Raw genomic sequence first — 15,657 nt, forward strand, 5'->3', positions numbered from 1 at the left:
GCTCGAGAAGGAGCGACCTCATGACCGAGAACAGCAACAGCCCGGTGCTCGAGCCGGCCGCCGCCGCGTTCGCCGAGGCGACGGCGAACCCGCCCTACCTCTTCCAGCTGCCGCCCGCGGAGGGCCGCAAGGCGGTGGACGAGGTGCAGTCCGGCGAGGTCGCCAAGCCGGCCGTGGACGAGGAGTGGGTAACCGTCGACGGTGGCCCCACCGGTTCGGTCCGGGCCCGCGTCGTGCGGCCCGCCGGCGCCGCCGGCGCCCTGCCGGTGATCCTCTACATCCACGGCGCGGGCTGGGTGTTCGGCAACGCGCACACCCATGACCGTCTGGTGCGGGAACTGGCCGTGGGTGCGCGGGCCGCGGTGGTCTTCCCCGAGTACGACCTGTCGCCCGAGGCCCGTTACCCGGTCGCCGTCGAGCAGAACTACGCCGTGGCGCGGTGGATCGTGCGCGAGGGCGCGGCCAAGGGCCTGGACGGTACGCGGCTGGCCGTGGCCGGGGACTCGGTGGGCGGCAACATGGCCATCGCGCTGACGCTGATGGCCAAGGAACGCGGCGATGTCCCGTTGGCGCAGCAGGTGTTGTTCTACCCGGTCACCGACGCCGCCTTCGACACCGGCTCCTACCACCAGTTCGCCGAGGGCTACTTCCTGCGCCGCGACGGCATGCGGTGGTTCTGGGACCAGTACACGACCGACGAGACCGAACGCGCCCGGATCACCGCCTCCCCCCTGCGCGCCACCACCGAGCAGCTCACCGGGCTGCCGCCCGCGTTGGTCATCACCGCCGAGGCCGACGTGCTGCGCGACGAGGGCGAGGCCTACGCGAACAAGCTCCGGCAGGCAGGGGTCCCCGTCACCGCCGTCCGCTACCAGGGCGTCATCCACGACTTCGTCATGCTCGACGCCCTGCGCGAGACCCAGGCGGCCGGAGCCGCCATCGACCAGGCCGTCGCCACCCTGAGGGCGGCGCTCGGTACCGTGTGATCCGGTCGGTCCCCCTCGGCACGGCCTGGACGACATCGTCGTCCGGGCCGTACGTCGGCCCACGGCACCGGCCCTCCGTGACGCCCCGATCGCCGACGACCACTGTGACCTCCGCTGCCGTTCGGCCTTCCGCCGCACGGAGCGACCAAGAGGACGGACAGGAACGCCCCCATGCCGCTCATCTGCCTCGTCCGCCACGGCCAGGCCTCGGCCGCCGCGGAGGACTACGACGTCCTGTCCGAACTCGGGCGCGCCCAAGCCGGCGTCGTCGGACGGGAACTCGCCCGCCGTGGGCTGCGCGACCCCCACCTCGTGTCGGGCACCCTCGTCCGCCAGCGCGAGACGGCACGACTCCTCGCGGGCGCGGGCGGGTTCGGGGGGCCGCTGCACCAGGACGCCCGTTGGAACGAGTACGACCATCTCGCCCTGCTGGCCCGGTACGCCGCCTCGTCGCAGGAGGACGGCTCCGTGCGGAGCCTGGCGGGCCGGTCCGTGCAGGACCTGCTCGATCGCGCCCTGCTGGCGTGGATGCGGGACCCGGACGCGCCCGGCGGCCAGACGTGGTCCGCCTTCGCCGCGGGGGCGCGGGCCGCGCTGGCCGACCTGACCGCCGCGCTCGGCCGGGGCCGGGACGCCGTCGTCGTCACCTCGGGCGGCCTCCTGGCCGCGCTGTGCGGCACGCTGCTGTCCCTGCCGTACGAGGGAGTCGTCGCCCTCAACCGCGTGACCGTCAACGCCTCCGTCACCACCCTCGTGGCGGGCGGGTCCGGGACGACCCTCCTGACCTTCAACGAGCACGCCCATTTCGCCGGCGACCGGCGCCACCAGCTCACCTACCGCTGAGCCGGACCCCAGGTCGCCGTCAGGCGGACGCGGCCGTCGTCCGCGACATCGCCGTGGAGGCGGTGAACAGGGCGTGGACGGCGGCGCGTACCTGCGCGTCGGGAGGTCCTGGAATGGGTCGAGGTCGAGGGGAACGTTCCCGGACTCCCGAGGAGGATCTGCCGGGCGCTCGGGTCCCCGATGTGCATGTCGGACGGGTCCTCGCGCCGGGCGGGCCACCGGCGCCGCCGTGCGTGTGCCGGTGGCCGCCCCCGCTCGGGGGCCGGCCGCTCGCGGCGATGACCGCACAGGGAGTGACCGCTCGGGGACTGACCGCTCCCTAAGTCATCCGCTCCCCGAGTGGCCGCTCGAAGGGTGACGGACCGCCAGGAGCGCCGCCCTGACGTCCGCCGTCGCCCGTGGACCGGAGAGGGACCGCCCCGTCAGCTCCTCGACTCGGCCCAGGCGGTAGCGGACCGTGCGGGGATGGAGGAAGAGGGTCCGGGCCGCGGCCCCGGCGGAGCCGGCGGCGGTGAATGCGGCTGGTGGACAGGCTCCCTACGTCCTCAAGCGGGAGGTCACCGTGCCGGCGCCGTGAGGCGGGCGCGCGGGGCGCCGGACGGGCCGGCCGCCGCCTCCCGGGCGGCAGCCGGCCCCGGTCCGTCCCCGCCCGCGGTCAGGAGGCGAACGCCCGCTCCAGCCGGGGGATCAGGTCCCGCAGGTCCTGTTCCCAGCAGTAGCTGTTGTGGCCGCCGTTGCACTGGGTGCCCCAGCCGGAGCCGTCGCCGTAGTCGACGTAGTGGTACGGCATGCCGAGCGCGTCCATGCTGTCCTTGACGTGCTGGGCCGCGCCTTCGAGCCAGAACTCCGGTTCGGTGGGGACGCCGCCGCCGTTGCCCACATAGACGGAGACGCCGATCCCGGCGAGCTTGTCCATGTGCGCTGCGGGATCGACCTCGTTCCACCGCCAGTCGGCGTTGAACACCGGATAGGGGGAGCCGAACAGGGCGTCGCTGTCCACGCCGGGCCTGTACGGGGAGCTGCCGGGGTCACAGGCTCCGGACGACGAGCCGCAGATCGCGCCGAGCGCGTCCGTGACCGAGGCGACGACGGCCAGCCGCAGGTCCATGGACCTGGCCGACAGGTCGATGTCCCCCGACAGGGATGCCGTCTGGCTGAACAGGTCGGGCCGGTCCTGGGCGTAGTGCAGGGCGCCGAACCCGCCCATGGAGACGCCGGCGACGGCCCTGGCCTTCTTGGCGGGGATGGTCCGCAGGTTCGCGTCGATGAACGGGATCACCTGCTTGAGGTGGAAGTTCTCCCAGTTCTGGGCGCCGATCTGGGTCTTCTGGTTCAGCCAGTTGGCGTACCAGCCGCGGGCGCCGCCGTCCGGGATGACGGTGATCATCGAGTCGGACATGGTCAGCGCGGGATAGTTCTGCTGGATCGGGTCGTCGGGCGAGCCGTGCAGGAAGTACAGCACGGGGTAGCGCCTGTCCGGGTCGGCGTAGTAGCCGCTCGGCAGAATGATCTTGATGTGGTGCTTGCCCGAGACCTCCGGCGTGGTCACCGTGATGGTGAAGTTCGTGGGGCCGCCCACGGCCGTGTCGACCTGGGTGAGTCCGAACCCGTTCGTCAACGGTGGCGGTGCGGTGCCGTCGGCGGCCTGTGCCGGACCGGCCGGCAGTGCGAGGGCCAGGGCCAGTGCGGCGGCGGTGACCATTCCGGTCACCGTCAGTCGCCGGCGGTTCGATGTCCTTGCCACAGCGTGCCTCCTCGTGAGCCTTCGTGCGGGGCAGGGCGAGATGTGCCGGGGCACGGTGACGCCCCGGGGGGAAGGAGCACACCGGGTGCCGTCAGCGGCGTTCCGGCGCGCTCGCACGGCGGTCTCAGTTCAGGACCTCGACCTCCAACTGCGGTGAGTCCGCGATCTGTTCCTCGGTGCAGCGCTCGGTCACCCACCGGCCCGCCGAGAACAGCCTCGTCTGGTCGGCGTAGTGCGGCGAGGCCGGTTCGGCCGACTGGGAGTAGGTCAGCAGGGAGGAGGTCTGCGGCGGGCCGTTTGCGGTGAAGCGTACCTCCTGGAGGAAACCGGACCCGAAGACGACGTCCGTCCTGCCGTCGACCTGACCGGGGGTGATGACGTTCAGCACGCCCAACTCGCCGATGGAGCCGCGGACCGGGATCTGCTCACCGCCCCGGGTGATGTTCTGGACGTCCGAGAGCCGCGCGTTCAGCGGAGTGCCGGACTTGCGCAGGGCGAACACCTCGCGGGCGAGCGCGTCGCGGACGGCCGAGCTGCCCGGGTCCAGCGAATTCGGCGTGTGCACAGGGTCCTTCGCGTCGAAGGGCACCCGCCAGGGCAGCTTCTCGACGGCCTGACCGCCGAGCAGGTACGACCAGTAGATGGCGAACAACCAGGAACCGCGGCTGTCCGACGTGTAGGCGTGACTCTTCCAGGCGGCCACGATCGGGCAGGCTTCGCTCACGTCGACCAGGTTGCCGTCCACCAGGACCGTCCCGAAAGGCGTGTTCCGGCACGCCGTCACCGTGCTGTTGAGCGCCAGGTCGGCCGCCCTGCTGTGGTCGGCGAACAGCGACTGCCGCATCGTTTCGGGGGTGCAGCCCTTGCCGGGCCGGCCGTCGGTGCCGTCGATCCGGTGTTGCGCCGTGAGGATCAGCTCCTGGGTGCGCAGCGACCGGGGTGCGGCCGTGTCGCCCATCACCCGTGGGAAGGACAGCGGCTGCTCCGGATTGGCCAGCCAGGCGCTGTCGTTGGCGTTGCCGACGAAGTCGGAGCGGATGAGGCGCGGCTGTCTGCGCGGGTCCATGAGGCCCGGCGCGACCGCGTTCGGGTCGTCCGGCCAGTCGCACGCGCTGCGCTTGCCGTCGAGCATGGAGACCGGCGGCACGTGGTGTAGCGGTTCGTCGCCTCGGCGCTTCCCTCCCCGTCGGCGGGCGAGGCGGCGACCGCCGTCGTGCTCATCAGGGCGACCGCGGCCATCACCGCCATCGGCAGCCTCGATCTGCGTCTCCCCGCGTGTCATCGAGCCGTCCCTCCCGTACCGGCGGCTGTGCGGACACGGTCACGCTAAGGAGGGCCGATGAAATTCCCGTGACGCCGCTGTGGGTGTGCGACGGTGCGGGCCGCCGGGTGACGGCTCCGCGATGGTCCCTCCCCGCAGACCCGTGTGGCGCGACATCCCCTCGCTGAACGGGGATTTCATCGTCTTTTCAACGCCCCTCGCCAGGATGATCCTGCCGCCGCGGGCCTTCCGGCCCGTCCGGTCCGTATCCGTGTCCGTACCCGCCGCCGTGGCGCGGCGATCACCTCGTGCCGCCTCGGCACCGGCCATGGCGCCCGAACCCGCAGGCCCGGTCGGCACAGCGCCCGCGGCCCGCGTCCCCGACCGACCCCGACCGACACCCAGTCCGCCGAGACGGACCGACCGAGTCCTCTGCGGCGAACCGACCCCGAAGGGACGACATGTCCGACTCCGCACACCCCGACCGCCGTCCGCCCACCCGCCGGACCCTGCTCAAGGCCGGAGCGGGCGCCGCCCTGACCGCCGGCGCGCTCGGCGGCTCCCTCGCCGCGGCGCCCTCCGCCGCCGCGGCGCAGAACGGCGCGCCGCTGTGCGAACAGCCCGGCGACTCGGCCCGCGCGCAGGGCCTGGGATCGGGCGACCTCGCCATCCCCTACCACCGGGAGCACGACAACACCTGGGGCTATGTCTTCGGCGACTCCTTCAGCGAACCCGCGCTCGGAGGCGAGTACCTGGGCTCCCCGGTCATGCTGAACCAGGCCTCCTTCGACGCCTCCGGCTCCACCCCGATCTCGTTCACCTGGGCCATGCCCACGGGAGGGGGCGCCCGGCAGCTCTTCGACTACCGGCACAACGCCGACAACGGCTACGGCTTCGAGGTCAGCCGCATCCCGAACGACTGCATCGAGTTCGGCGGCCGCACCTACATCCAGTACACCTCCGTTGAGGTCTGGCAGCCGCCCGCGGGCTACGACGGCTCGCGGATGTCGGGCGTCGCCTATTCCGACGACCACGGCGTCACCTGGCACGACTACCCCTACCACTGGGCCGGCGACACGCAGGGTGTCAACCAGTCCATGTACGGCATGTGGTCGTTCGCGGGCATCGACCCCGACGGCTGGCTGTACATCTTCTCCAAGCGCTGGAACGGCAGCCACCTCAACACCGGCGACGGCGGCGCGATCCAGCTCTTCCGCATCCGGCCGGAGGAGTTCCGGGCCGGCAACTTCGGAGCGCAGGAGAACTGGGCCTACCTGGACGGCGGATGGCAGTGGACCCGCGCGGTCCAGCCGTCCGTGATCCTCTCCGGGAACAACATCGGCGAGTTCTCCGTCAAGCGCATCGGCGGCACGTACTGCATGAGCTACTTCGACGTCACCGACTACTCGATCTGCACCCGTACCGCCCCCCGGCCCGACGCCGTGTGGAGCGCGCCGAAGCCGCAGATCGTCGGCAACGCCACCTGGCCGCCCAACCACTGGGGCAGGCCCCAACTCCCCTTCCTCTACGGCGGCTACATCCACCCGGGCAGCGCCGGACCCACCTCCCTGACGCTGATCGTCTCGCAGTGGAACGGCCAGCCCCACCAGTCGCCCTACCGCGTCCTGCAGTACGACGGCATCACCGCGTGAGCCGCACCCCGCAGTCGCCCTTCCGCACCCACCCCCACAGGAGGAGACGAGTGAGCGCAGTCCGCTTACGCCGCGCGAGAGCAGGCGGCACCGTCCTGCTCGCCGCCCTCACGGTCCTGACCGCCCTCGGCGCCGGCCCCGCGAGCGCCGACGGCACCAGCCCCCCGAAGACACCCGGCCCCCTCGGCCACCCCGCGCCCGCCGCGGCGTTCTGCGACATCCCCGCGCAGCGCGACATCGCGGTCACCCGCAAGGTCTACGAGGTCGGCCAGCGCATGAACGTGTCCCCGAAGGCCATGCTCGCCGGGTTCGAGACCGGCTGGGTCGAGTCCCGGATGAACAACCTGGCCTGCGGGGACCGGGACTCCCTCGGCGTCTTCCAGCAACGCCCCTCGCAGGGCTGGGGATCGCCCGAGCAGGTCCTGGACGTCGACTACGCGGCGTCCAAGTTCTTCGAGGTCGCCGAGCAGATGGAACCCGGCATGGAGGGCAGCAGCGCCGGGCAGCTCGCGCAGGCCGTCCAGCGCTCCGCCTACCCGGAACGCTACGACCAGGCCGAAGGCACCGCCGTGGCGCTGCGGGACGAGGCGTTCCAGCCCTACGGCACGATCGGGGCGAAGTACGGCGGCATGGGCGGTGCGGGCGGCGTCCTCGGCGCACCGGTCCGGGCGGAGGAGGCGGCCTCCCTGGGCGGGCGCTTCCAGCTCTTCCGGAACGGGATCATCCTGTGGCACCCGGATGTGGCGTACGCGGTGTACGGCGACATCCTGAGCAAGTTCTGGGCGACGGACGCCGAGCGGCGGTGGGGTTTCCCGACGATGGACGAGGCGGATGCGTCGCGGGCGCCGGACGGGACGAAGGGGCGGTACCAGTTCTTCGAGCGGGGGCTGTTCCTGTGGTCGCCGGCGACGGGGACGCACGTCGTGCACGACGCGATCTACGACGCGTTCCACGCGGGCGGTCATGAGTCCGTCCTCGGGTATCCGACGACGGACGAGACGGACGAGGCCGGCGGCGGCAGGATGCAGCGCTTCCAGAACGCCACCGTCCACTGGCGCGCCGACAAGGGCACCTGGATCACCGCCAACTGACCCGCACCACCGGCACACCGCTCGACGGACACGGCCCGGGACCGCCGGCTCAACCTCGCCGGCGGCCCTGCGCGAGACGGCTCTGCAACCGGGCGTGGCGGAACTGGTACACCGCACCCGCCTGGCGCAGGACGCCGCGCTGATAGGCGTCGTCCAGGAAGGCGGCGACGGACCAGGGAAGGCGTCCGGTCAACGGCAGCCAGACACGGGTGAGCAGACACCACTGGCCCCATGCGGTCAGCGTCAGCGTGTAGCCGAGCGCGCCGCCCAGACCGCTGATGGTGCCGAGCATGAGACTGGCCTTCGGGTCGGCGACCAGCCGGCCCAGATGCCCCTGGAGCAGATCCACCACCACCCCGACCCCGAGACCGACCGTCGAGCCGAACGCGGGAGCCCAGAAGCACAGTTGGGTGAGCACGGTGCGGCGGTCGGTGCGCAGAACGCTGCCCGGGCTGACGGCGGAGACGATGTCGAGGGGCGTTTCGAGGAGGCCGAGGAGACAGAAGGTGAGCCCGGCGGCGCCGCCGTAGACCAGCCCGAAGACGATCGCGTCGATCAGCCCGAGGCTCAGCGCGGACGACAGCCCGGCGTGCCAGCTGAGCGCGCGCAGCAGGCCGACCATGAACCCGTAGGCGCAGCCGAAGAGCGCACCGCCCGACGTGCCGATCACCAGCCGGGGGCCGGCCCGCCACGTGGTGGTCTCCGGCCGGCCGCGGATGCGCAGCCGTACGGCGGACGGCCGGACGTCCTTGCCCGTGACCGTGTACGTGAACCAGTGCACCAGCCCGAACAGGAGCCCGGCCAGCAGGCCGACGATCGTCCCGTCGAGGAGGCCGCCGGCCAACGAGCCGCTGAAACCGACGGACATGACGGCGTCGACGAGCCCGATGACGAGCGCGGTGACCAGGGCGGTGACGAGGGTGCGGGTGGAACGGCGCAGTCCGTGGCCGAGCCGCCACCAGGCCAGGTCCGGAGTCCTCAACTCCGTCAGATGGCGCGCGAGATGGCCGAGCCAGCGCTGGACGCGCTCAGGGTCCCAGCCGCGCGCGCCCGGGCGGGCCCGGCGGTAGACGGTGGGCAGGAAGTTGTCGAGCAGGTGCTCCTCCAACTCCTCCACGCCGGGGAACCGTTCGGTGTCGAGCAGCTCGGCCGGATCGTGCTCCGGGGTGTCGCTGTAGACGGTGCGGGCGAGCGCCACCATCAGCGGCGTCGTCAGGACCGTGGCGAGCGGGGCGGGCGAACCGTCCGGCGAGGGCTCGCGCAGCTTCTTCAGCACCGGCTGCCAGGCGCTCGCCGCCGGGTCCGAGCGGTCCGTCTTGCGGGTGGTGCGGGGCAGATAGTGAACCAGGTCGTCCAGGGCGAGATCGGTGAGTTCGATCGGCGCGGCCGAGGTCAGCACGTCCGTCTCCTCGACCGCGGCGGCGTACTCGGCGGGCCGGCTGGTGAGCACGAGCGGCAGCGTGGTGGCGTTCAGGGCCTCCAGCGCCGGGCGGCGCAGGCCGTCGGCCATCTCGTCGAAGCCGTCCAGTACCGGCAGCACACGGCCGGAATCGACCAGCGCGGAGGCCAGGCTGACCTTCCCCGGCCCCGGCGCCGCCGTACCCGGATGGTCCCGCGTCAACCGCTCGGTCAGCCAGTCGCGCAGGGTGACGGCCGTGGGGTCCCAGGCGCCGATGCTGAAGATCACCGGAACGGGCTCCGCGGGCGTCCGCGACCTCAGATGATCCAGGACAAAGCGCAGCGTCAGGACCGTCTTCCCGGACCCGGACCTGCCGAGGACCACCAGCCGCCCCGAGGGGATGCTCCGGTAGGTCTCGGCGACGCCTTCCAGCCGGCCGCTCAGATCCAGCGGGCCGCCCGGGACGCCCGGCGGGAGGCGGCGGATGTTGGCCCAGTGGTCGGTGAGCGCCTCGTCGGCGGCCTTCCAGCGGACCGGCAGCGGGTACGGGTCCTGGATCCGCCGCTGCTCCTCCTCGCGCTGCCAGCGGGCCGCCACCGCCTTGGCGAGCTGCTCGGCCGCCTCCGCCGACGCGGCCTGCGCCGGCGACACCGGCGGAGGTACCGGCACCGGCACGGCAGGCGGCGCCAGGGCGGGCTCTGATCCTCGCCCGTCGCCGGTCTCCGGCTCGCCCGCCCCCGCCCCGCCCCCTTCCGGAGCCCCCGCCTGCGCCTCGCTCGCTTCCGGGGCACCCGCCGTGCCCGCGCCGGCGCCCCGGCGCCCCGGGACGGCGGCCCCGAGTAACTCCTCGCGGTCCTCGCTGCGCAGGGCGAGCGCGTCGGCCAGCTGCCGCACCGTGGTCATCCGCGGGTTGCCGCGCTTGCCGGTCTCCAGGCCGCGGATGGTGCTCACACTGACACCGGAACGCCGCTCCAGCTCGTCCTGGGTCAGTCCCGCCTTCTCGCGCAGCCGGCGCAGCACCGCGCCGAACTCACCGGCCACAGGTCATGGCCCTTCCCCCTCGAGTTGTCCGTTTCCGCAGGTCGGGACTCTAGCGCGGGCACCGGTCACATATGACCGGTTGAATGCTCTGTCCACACTTCCTGCACGACGGCCAGCCTCGACCACATCGACGTGAACGACCGGGGCGAGGAGTTCGACCGGTCCGGACAACGGGGAGTGGCCATGCCGACGACGACCGCGGGCCGGTGCGACCGGGGCGTCACGGGCCTCACCGCCGAGGAACGCGAAGTGCTTTACGCGCTCGGCTGCGGCCTGGGGGACGCCGAGATCGCCGCCGCCCTGGTCCTGCCCGAGGAGGTGGTGGCCGAGCGGCTCGGCCGCGTGCTCGGGAAGCTGGGGCTGCGCGACCGGGCGGCCGCCATCGTGCACGCTTTCGACTGCGGTCTGGTCGTACCCGGCCAGGGGCCGCGCCGGCCGCTGCCGGGGCACACCACCCGCCGCACCGGCGCCGCGGCCGGTCCCTGGCTGCGGGTGTCGGTGCTCGGCCCGCTGTGGACGACGCTCGCGGGCCGGCCCGTGGACGTCGGTCCCGTGCGGCAGCAGGCCGTACTGGCGGCGCTGGCCCTGAGCCCGAGCCGTTCCGTGAGCCGGGGGCGGCTGCTGGAGGACGTCTGGGGCAGGGAGATGCCGGACGGCAACGTCGTACCGGTCTACGTGTACCGGCTGCGCAAGATCCTGCGGCTCGGGGACCGCCCGGACTCGGTGATCCGGCGCGACCGGTACGGATACGGACTGGTCCAGGGCGTCGCCGAGGTGGACGCCCTGTGCGTGGACGGCCTGGTCACCCGGGCCGAGGCGGCCGAACGCGCCGGCGACCTGCCGGGGGCCGTACGGCTGTGCGACCGGGCGCTGGAGCTGTTCCGCGGCGAGCCGCTGGCCGGACTGCCCGGGCCGCTCGCCGAGTCGGAGCGGCTGCGGCTCGCACAGCGCCGGGTCGCCCTGGCGCAGCGGAAGGCGGACTGGCAGCTGAGGCTGGGCCGGCGCATCGAGGCGATCACCGGGCTGTCCGCTCTGGCCTTGGAGGAGCCGCTGAACGAACCGGTCGCCGCGCTGCTGATGCACGCGCTGCGGCGGGACGGCCGGCGGGCCGAAGCCCTGGCCGTCTTCGACCGCATCGCCCGGCGCCTCGCCGACGACCTCGGCGTCGACCCGGGCGACCTGCTCCTGCGGGCCCGGCGGGCGGCACTGCTCGGGAAGGACACCGGCCACGGCCGGGGCAGGGCCGGTGCGGCGTGAAAGGGGCGGCGGACGACCGTGAGCGCGCCGAGGAACTGCTGCTGGCGCGGATCTCCGCGACCGCGGGCCGGGCACGGCTGGGCAGGCGGCGCGTCACCTACCGGGCGCCACCCGCCGAGCCCGGCCGGTGGACCGCCACCGCGCGGGTACGGCGCCTGCTGTGCGCCGACGGCGGACCGGCCACGAGCCCGGGCGCCCGGCTGGACCTGTACGAGCACGGTCTGACGGCCGCCGTCGGCCGGCGGATCCACGCCGTCCGCTTCGACGTGACGGTGGTGCGCCGGCACACGCTGCTCACCTCGCGGGGCCTCACCGGCGCCCTCGTGCTGGTCGACGTCAACGGCGCGCGGGTCGTCCTGCGCTGCGGCGACTTCGGCCGCCCGCAGGAGTGGTGGCCCGGGATCTGCCGGGCGGTCGTCGCCGCTCAGGCGCCGCGGGCGCTGGCCGCGCTGCGGCAGGGCGCACGGCTGGCCTTCGGCCCCCTGTGGGTCACCGCGGACGCGGTCGGCTCCGCCCGGACGTCCCTGCGCTGGCCCCAGGTCCAGCGGATCGAGGTCCGGGGCGGTCTCGTCGCCGTCCGCGCCGACGGCCGCTGGCAGGTGTGGGCCACCGCCGGGTCCGGCATCCCGAACCTCTGCGTCTTCCAGGTCCTCACCGAACACCTGGCGGGCGCCGGGCCGGACGACGACTGACGCACGGGCCCTCTACCGGCTGCCGCCCGACCCACCCGACAACGACGAACGCGGAACGCCTACAGAAGGAGACAGTCATGGCCGACAGCTACCGGTACCGGTGCGGCGAGTGCGGGCACCGCACTTCCTGGGGGAGCGAGTCCGAGGGGCAGAGGGCGATCGAGAAGCACTACCGCCACAACCACCCGGCCGTCGTTCCCGGCGGGATGGTCGAGTTCCGCAAGGGATCGTCCGGCGGCGGTGGCGGGGGATGCCTGCTCGCCCTGGGCATCCTGGTCGTCATCCTGATCATCGCCTCGCAGCACTGACCGGCAGGCGAAGCCGCACGTGGCGGCCGCTCCCGCCGGGCTGTTCCCGCCGGGGACGGCCGCTCCCGCCGGGTGCGGTACCGCGTGCGCGACCGTGTGGTCCGCCGGGCGGCGTCCGGTGGGGGTGTGATCGCCATCCTGGTCCGCACTGTGAGACAGCACCAGGTCTCGCCGGGGGCTGCCACGAGGTCGACATGTCGCCGTGGCAATCACCCCGGCACACGGCGCGAACCGGACCGTCGGCGTCCGCGCCCGGTTCCCGTCGGCCCCCACATTCACAGGGCTCCCGGGGTGCAGCGGCGGCCCGGTCCGGGTATCCCCATCGAACTCGATGTCCGATCAGGCCGATGCGACGGGGGCGGAGCACATGGGAAGACAGGTCTGGACCGGCAGTGCCGGAGTGGAGGCCGCCGACGCGGTCTTCGCGCTGATGAGACGGCTCATCGACGGCTTCCGGGCGAACCCTCCGGTGACCCCGCTGGTGGTGCTCCAGGCCACCGAGGAGGACGACACCGGCGCCCTGGACCGGCTGGTCGCCCAGGTGGTGGAGTTCGTCCGCCAGAGCCAGCAGCCGCGGGGGCTGATCGCCAAGCGGCTCGACGGCGGGGGCGGCCCGGACCCGTACTCCTCGGCCGTCGACATGGTGCGCCAACTGTGCGAGCACTCCTGGGACAACGCACGGCAGTCGCAGTACAAGCCCTTCAGCTTTCCGCGCTCACGTCTGCTGCGGGCCATCGAGCAGGCCGCGCCCGAGGTCGGCGCCGAGGTGACGACGGTGTGGACGGCGGCGGAGCGCCGCGAGCGCCTGATGCGCCGGCTGGCCGAGTTGCGCTGGCGTCCCGGCGGCGGCCCCGACGGCGAGGAGGGCCGGCGCCGCGTCCCGGCGCTCGCGGAGACCGTCGGCGCGGTCGTCAACCCCTCCGGATTCGTGGGCGCGATGTTCATCGCCTGCCTCAGCGTGCTGCTGGGCGAGGGCGGTTGGCGCACGGCGGTGTGGGGCGGCGCCCTGGCGCTGACGGTGTTCGGCCTGGTGCACCTGCTCGCGCGCAGCGCGCCGCCGCTGCTGTGGCTGCGTCGGGCCAGCCGCTGGTTCGCGACCACCACCTTCCTGGCGCCGCTCAGCGATCGGCCCGCCGCCGCCGACTGGTCGCGCTGGCGGCCCGCGAAGTCCTGGGAGACCATCCGCGGCCGCGCCTTCGCCGTCGCCCAGCAGGTGGTCGCCGCACAGGCGGGCGATGCGACGGCACGACAGTTCCACCTCGAACTGCGCGTGCTGGCGCTGCTGGAGGACCTGCGCGAGAACTTCCGCCCGCGCGCGCTGGACCTGCGCCGCCGCAAACGCACCGTGCCGCCCGTGGTGTACCTGCCCCGGGCCACCGAGGAGGACGGCGGGCTGCTCCTGCTGCGCACCCTCAGCGACGTCCGCAGCCGGCGCAGCGAGGTCGACCCGCTGCTCGTGCTGGCCGCGGTCCCGGCGGCCGAACGCCTGCGGCCGCAGGATGCCGCCGACCCGGAGCCGGACACCGCGCCGCACCGCCCCGACGCCGACGACGAGGAGGGGGCGTACGGGGCGGACGCCCGGTACCAGCGCTGGGTGACCAACCTCAACGCCGGCCAGTCCCCCGGCCGGGCCGCCACCCTGCCGTGGATCCTGTACATCCCGATGCCCGCCGACGAGCTGCGCCACCGGCACTCCGCACAGCACTCCACCGACCGCATCCGCCGGACGCCCGCCTGGGTCCTGTGGTCCCGGCCCTGTCTCGCCGTGGTCCTCGCCCTCGGCCTGGCCGCGGGCTTCCTCGGCAACCGGTACCTCGCCGGACGCTACTGCGAGGGCCGGCTGCTCGGCTCCAACACCGACTCCGGCCTCTACGACGGCGAGTGCGTGGGCGTCGCCACCGGCAACGTGCGGCTCGCGCAGGGCAACGCGCTGAGCCTGTCCGGCGCCGGCAAGGGCGTCACCTTCGACGCGGTGGAGCGGGCGATCCGGGCCGAGAACGCGGCCATCGGACCGCACGAGGCCCATGTGACGATCGTCTACGCCGGCCCGGTCACCGCCGCCCGGCAGGCCGACACCCGCAAGGGGCTGGAGGAGATCACGGGGGTGTACCTCTACCAGCACTACGCCAACGTCAGCACCGACCAGCCGACCAAGATCAAGGTCCTGCTCGCCAACGCCGGCGAGAACATGCTGCACGTGCTCCCCATGGCCCGCCGGATCGCCGACCTGGCGCGCCGCGACCGCTCCGTCGTCGGCGTCGTGGGCGTGGGACGCGACACCACCGAGACCGAGCAGGCCGTCCGCATCCTCAAGGGGGCCGGGCTGCCCGTGGTGAGCACCACCAACTCCGGCAGCCACCTGGCGCGCAGGCTGTCCAACTGGTTCGGGCTGGCCGCCACGGACGAGGAGGAGGCGAACGCCCTGAAGGTCGTCGCCCGTCAGCTGGCCGCCCGCGAGAAGGGCGCCCAGGGCGTCGTGCTGTCCCGGTCGGTCGGCAGCGAGAAGGACTTCTACACGACCGAACAGGCCCGGGTGGGCAAGCGGATGCTGGCCGAGGCGGGATTCGCGCCGGCGCCCTCGCGGACGTACCGGCTCAGCGCGGAGGGCGAACCCGAACTCACCGCCCCCATCGGCGACATCTGCGGCAGCCGGCCCGTGCCGAAGGCCCTGTACTTCGCCGGCCGGGTCGAGGACGTGCCCAACCTGATGGCCCAACTCGGTTCCACGCCCGGCTGTTCGGGCCGCGGCATCACCGTGTTCACCGGCGACGACCTCACCAAGAGCAACTACGAGGAGGGCGAGGCCCTGCGCATCCCCGACGAGGTCACCCTCTACCACTTCGCCCTCGCGCCCATGGACCTCGCGGCGACGACCGGCTTCTACATCGACGCCCACCGCGTCCTGATGACCCTGCTGCCGGCCGGAGCCCGGCGGACGGCGCTCGCCGACCCCGTCCGGCCCTGGACCGACGCGCTGTTCTCCAGCGGGCAGACGGTGCTGTCCTACAGCGCCACGGCCGTGCTGTACCGGGCCGCGCGCAACGGGGACGTCCCGCAGACCGCCGCGGAGACCTGGGCGGACCTGCGCTGGCACCCCAACCCGAACCTGCCGGTCGGCACGGTCGGCTTCGCCGGCAGCCGGCCCTACGCCGACCAGCGAGGCCACGGACTCGAGATCGTGCGGGTGAGCTACGACGGCGGCGAGGTGCGGTCGGTGAACGTGTGCGGGCGGCTCGCGGGCAGCGAGGCGCCGCTCACCGCACCGCCCGGCCCCGAGGGAGCCGACCCGCACACGATCTGCCGCCTGAGCTGACCCTGGCCCCCTTCAGCGGCTCCCGGACGGCCGGCGGCCGCGGGGCGGTGCGGTGGGCCGGGCGGGAACC

The 15,657-nt window shown here is 73.4% G+C and carries 11 protein-coding genes and 1 pseudogene; 8 read left to right on the forward strand and 4 right to left on the reverse strand.

Translation table 11 applies throughout. From position 1 onward, the window contains the following. Nucleotides 1-20 precede the first annotated feature (20 nt). Together AB0N63_RS19805 and AB0N63_RS19810 are read left to right on the forward strand one after the other, a co-directional pair. Nucleotides 21-986, forward strand: a complete 966-nt coding sequence (locus AB0N63_RS19805; protein ID WP_365530278.1) for an alpha/beta hydrolase — start codon at nucleotides 21-23, stop codon at nucleotides 984-986. Nucleotides 987-1,157: 171 nt separating this feature from the next. Beyond that, entirely contained in the window at nucleotides 1,158-1,829 is a 672-nt protein-coding gene (locus AB0N63_RS19810; RefSeq protein ID WP_365530279.1) for a histidine phosphatase family protein, read from the forward strand. Nucleotides 1,830-2,153: 324 nt separating this feature from the next. Here AB0N63_RS19810 and AB0N63_RS19815 read toward each other — a convergent pair. The 3 genes and pseudogenes from AB0N63_RS19815 to AB0N63_RS19825 all read right to left on the reverse strand — a co-directional run. Continuing rightward, nucleotides 2,154-2,345: pseudogene (locus AB0N63_RS19815) on the reverse strand (helix-turn-helix domain-containing protein); the annotation flags it as partial. Between the two features lie 139 nt (nucleotides 2,346-2,484). Beyond that, complete coding sequence (locus AB0N63_RS19820) at nucleotides 2,485-3,531, reverse strand: alpha/beta hydrolase-fold protein (protein ID WP_365530353.1); 1,047 nt, start codon at nucleotides 3,529-3,531, stop codon at nucleotides 2,485-2,487. Nucleotides 3,532-3,697: 166 nt separating this feature from the next. Next, complete coding sequence (locus tag AB0N63_RS19825) at nucleotides 3,698-4,720, reverse strand: penicillin acylase family protein (protein WP_365530280.1); 1,023 nt, start codon at nucleotides 4,718-4,720, stop codon at nucleotides 3,698-3,700. Nucleotides 4,721-5,295: 575 nt separating this feature from the next. Between AB0N63_RS19825 and AB0N63_RS19830 the strand changes: the two genes are divergently transcribed. Together AB0N63_RS19830 and AB0N63_RS19835 are read left to right on the forward strand one after the other, a co-directional pair. Beyond that, nucleotides 5,296-6,486: a DUF4185 domain-containing protein gene (locus AB0N63_RS19830; protein ID WP_365530281.1), complete on the forward strand. Its 1,191-nt coding sequence runs from the start codon at nucleotides 5,296-5,298 to the stop codon at nucleotides 6,484-6,486. Between the two features lie 50 nt (nucleotides 6,487-6,536). Then, on the forward strand, nucleotides 6,537-7,577 hold the full coding sequence (locus AB0N63_RS19835) for a hypothetical protein (RefSeq protein ID WP_365530282.1): 1,041 nt from the start codon (nucleotides 6,537-6,539) through the stop codon (nucleotides 7,575-7,577). Between the two features lie 49 nt (nucleotides 7,578-7,626). Here AB0N63_RS19835 and AB0N63_RS19840 read toward each other — a convergent pair whose 3' ends face one another. Then, on the reverse strand, nucleotides 7,627-10,017 hold the full coding sequence (locus tag AB0N63_RS19840; RefSeq protein WP_365530283.1) for a helix-turn-helix domain-containing protein: 2,391 nt from the start codon (nucleotides 10,015-10,017) through the stop codon (nucleotides 7,627-7,629). Between the two features lie 183 nt (nucleotides 10,018-10,200). On the opposite strand from AB0N63_RS19840, the gene AB0N63_RS19845 reads away from it, so the two are divergent. The 4 genes from AB0N63_RS19845 (at nucleotide 10,201) to AB0N63_RS19860 (ending at nucleotide 15,587) form a co-directional block, all read left to right on the forward strand. Next, complete coding sequence (locus AB0N63_RS19845) at nucleotides 10,201-11,274, forward strand: BTAD domain-containing putative transcriptional regulator (RefSeq protein ID WP_365530284.1); 1,074 nt, start codon at nucleotides 10,201-10,203, stop codon at nucleotides 11,272-11,274. Further along, nucleotides 11,271-11,966, forward strand: a complete 696-nt coding sequence (locus AB0N63_RS19850) for a DUF6585 family protein (RefSeq protein WP_365530285.1) — start codon at nucleotides 11,271-11,273, stop codon at nucleotides 11,964-11,966. The genes AB0N63_RS19845 and AB0N63_RS19850 overlap by 4 nt, the downstream gene beginning before the upstream one ends. A gap of 77 nt (nucleotides 11,967-12,043) precedes the next feature. After that, on the forward strand, nucleotides 12,044-12,274 hold the full coding sequence (locus AB0N63_RS19855) for a hypothetical protein (RefSeq protein ID WP_365530286.1): 231 nt from the start codon (nucleotides 12,044-12,046) through the stop codon (nucleotides 12,272-12,274). A gap of 367 nt (nucleotides 12,275-12,641) precedes the next feature. Further along, nucleotides 12,642-15,587, forward strand: a complete 2,946-nt coding sequence (locus tag AB0N63_RS19860; RefSeq protein WP_365530287.1) for a hypothetical protein — start codon at nucleotides 12,642-12,644, stop codon at nucleotides 15,585-15,587. The last annotated feature ends 70 nt before the right edge of the window (nucleotides 15,588-15,657 follow it).

This window comes from Streptomyces sp. NPDC093260 (genome assembly GCF_040683715.1).
Lineage (GTDB): Bacteria > Actinomycetota > Actinomycetes > Streptomycetales > Streptomycetaceae > Streptomyces > Streptomyces sennicomposti.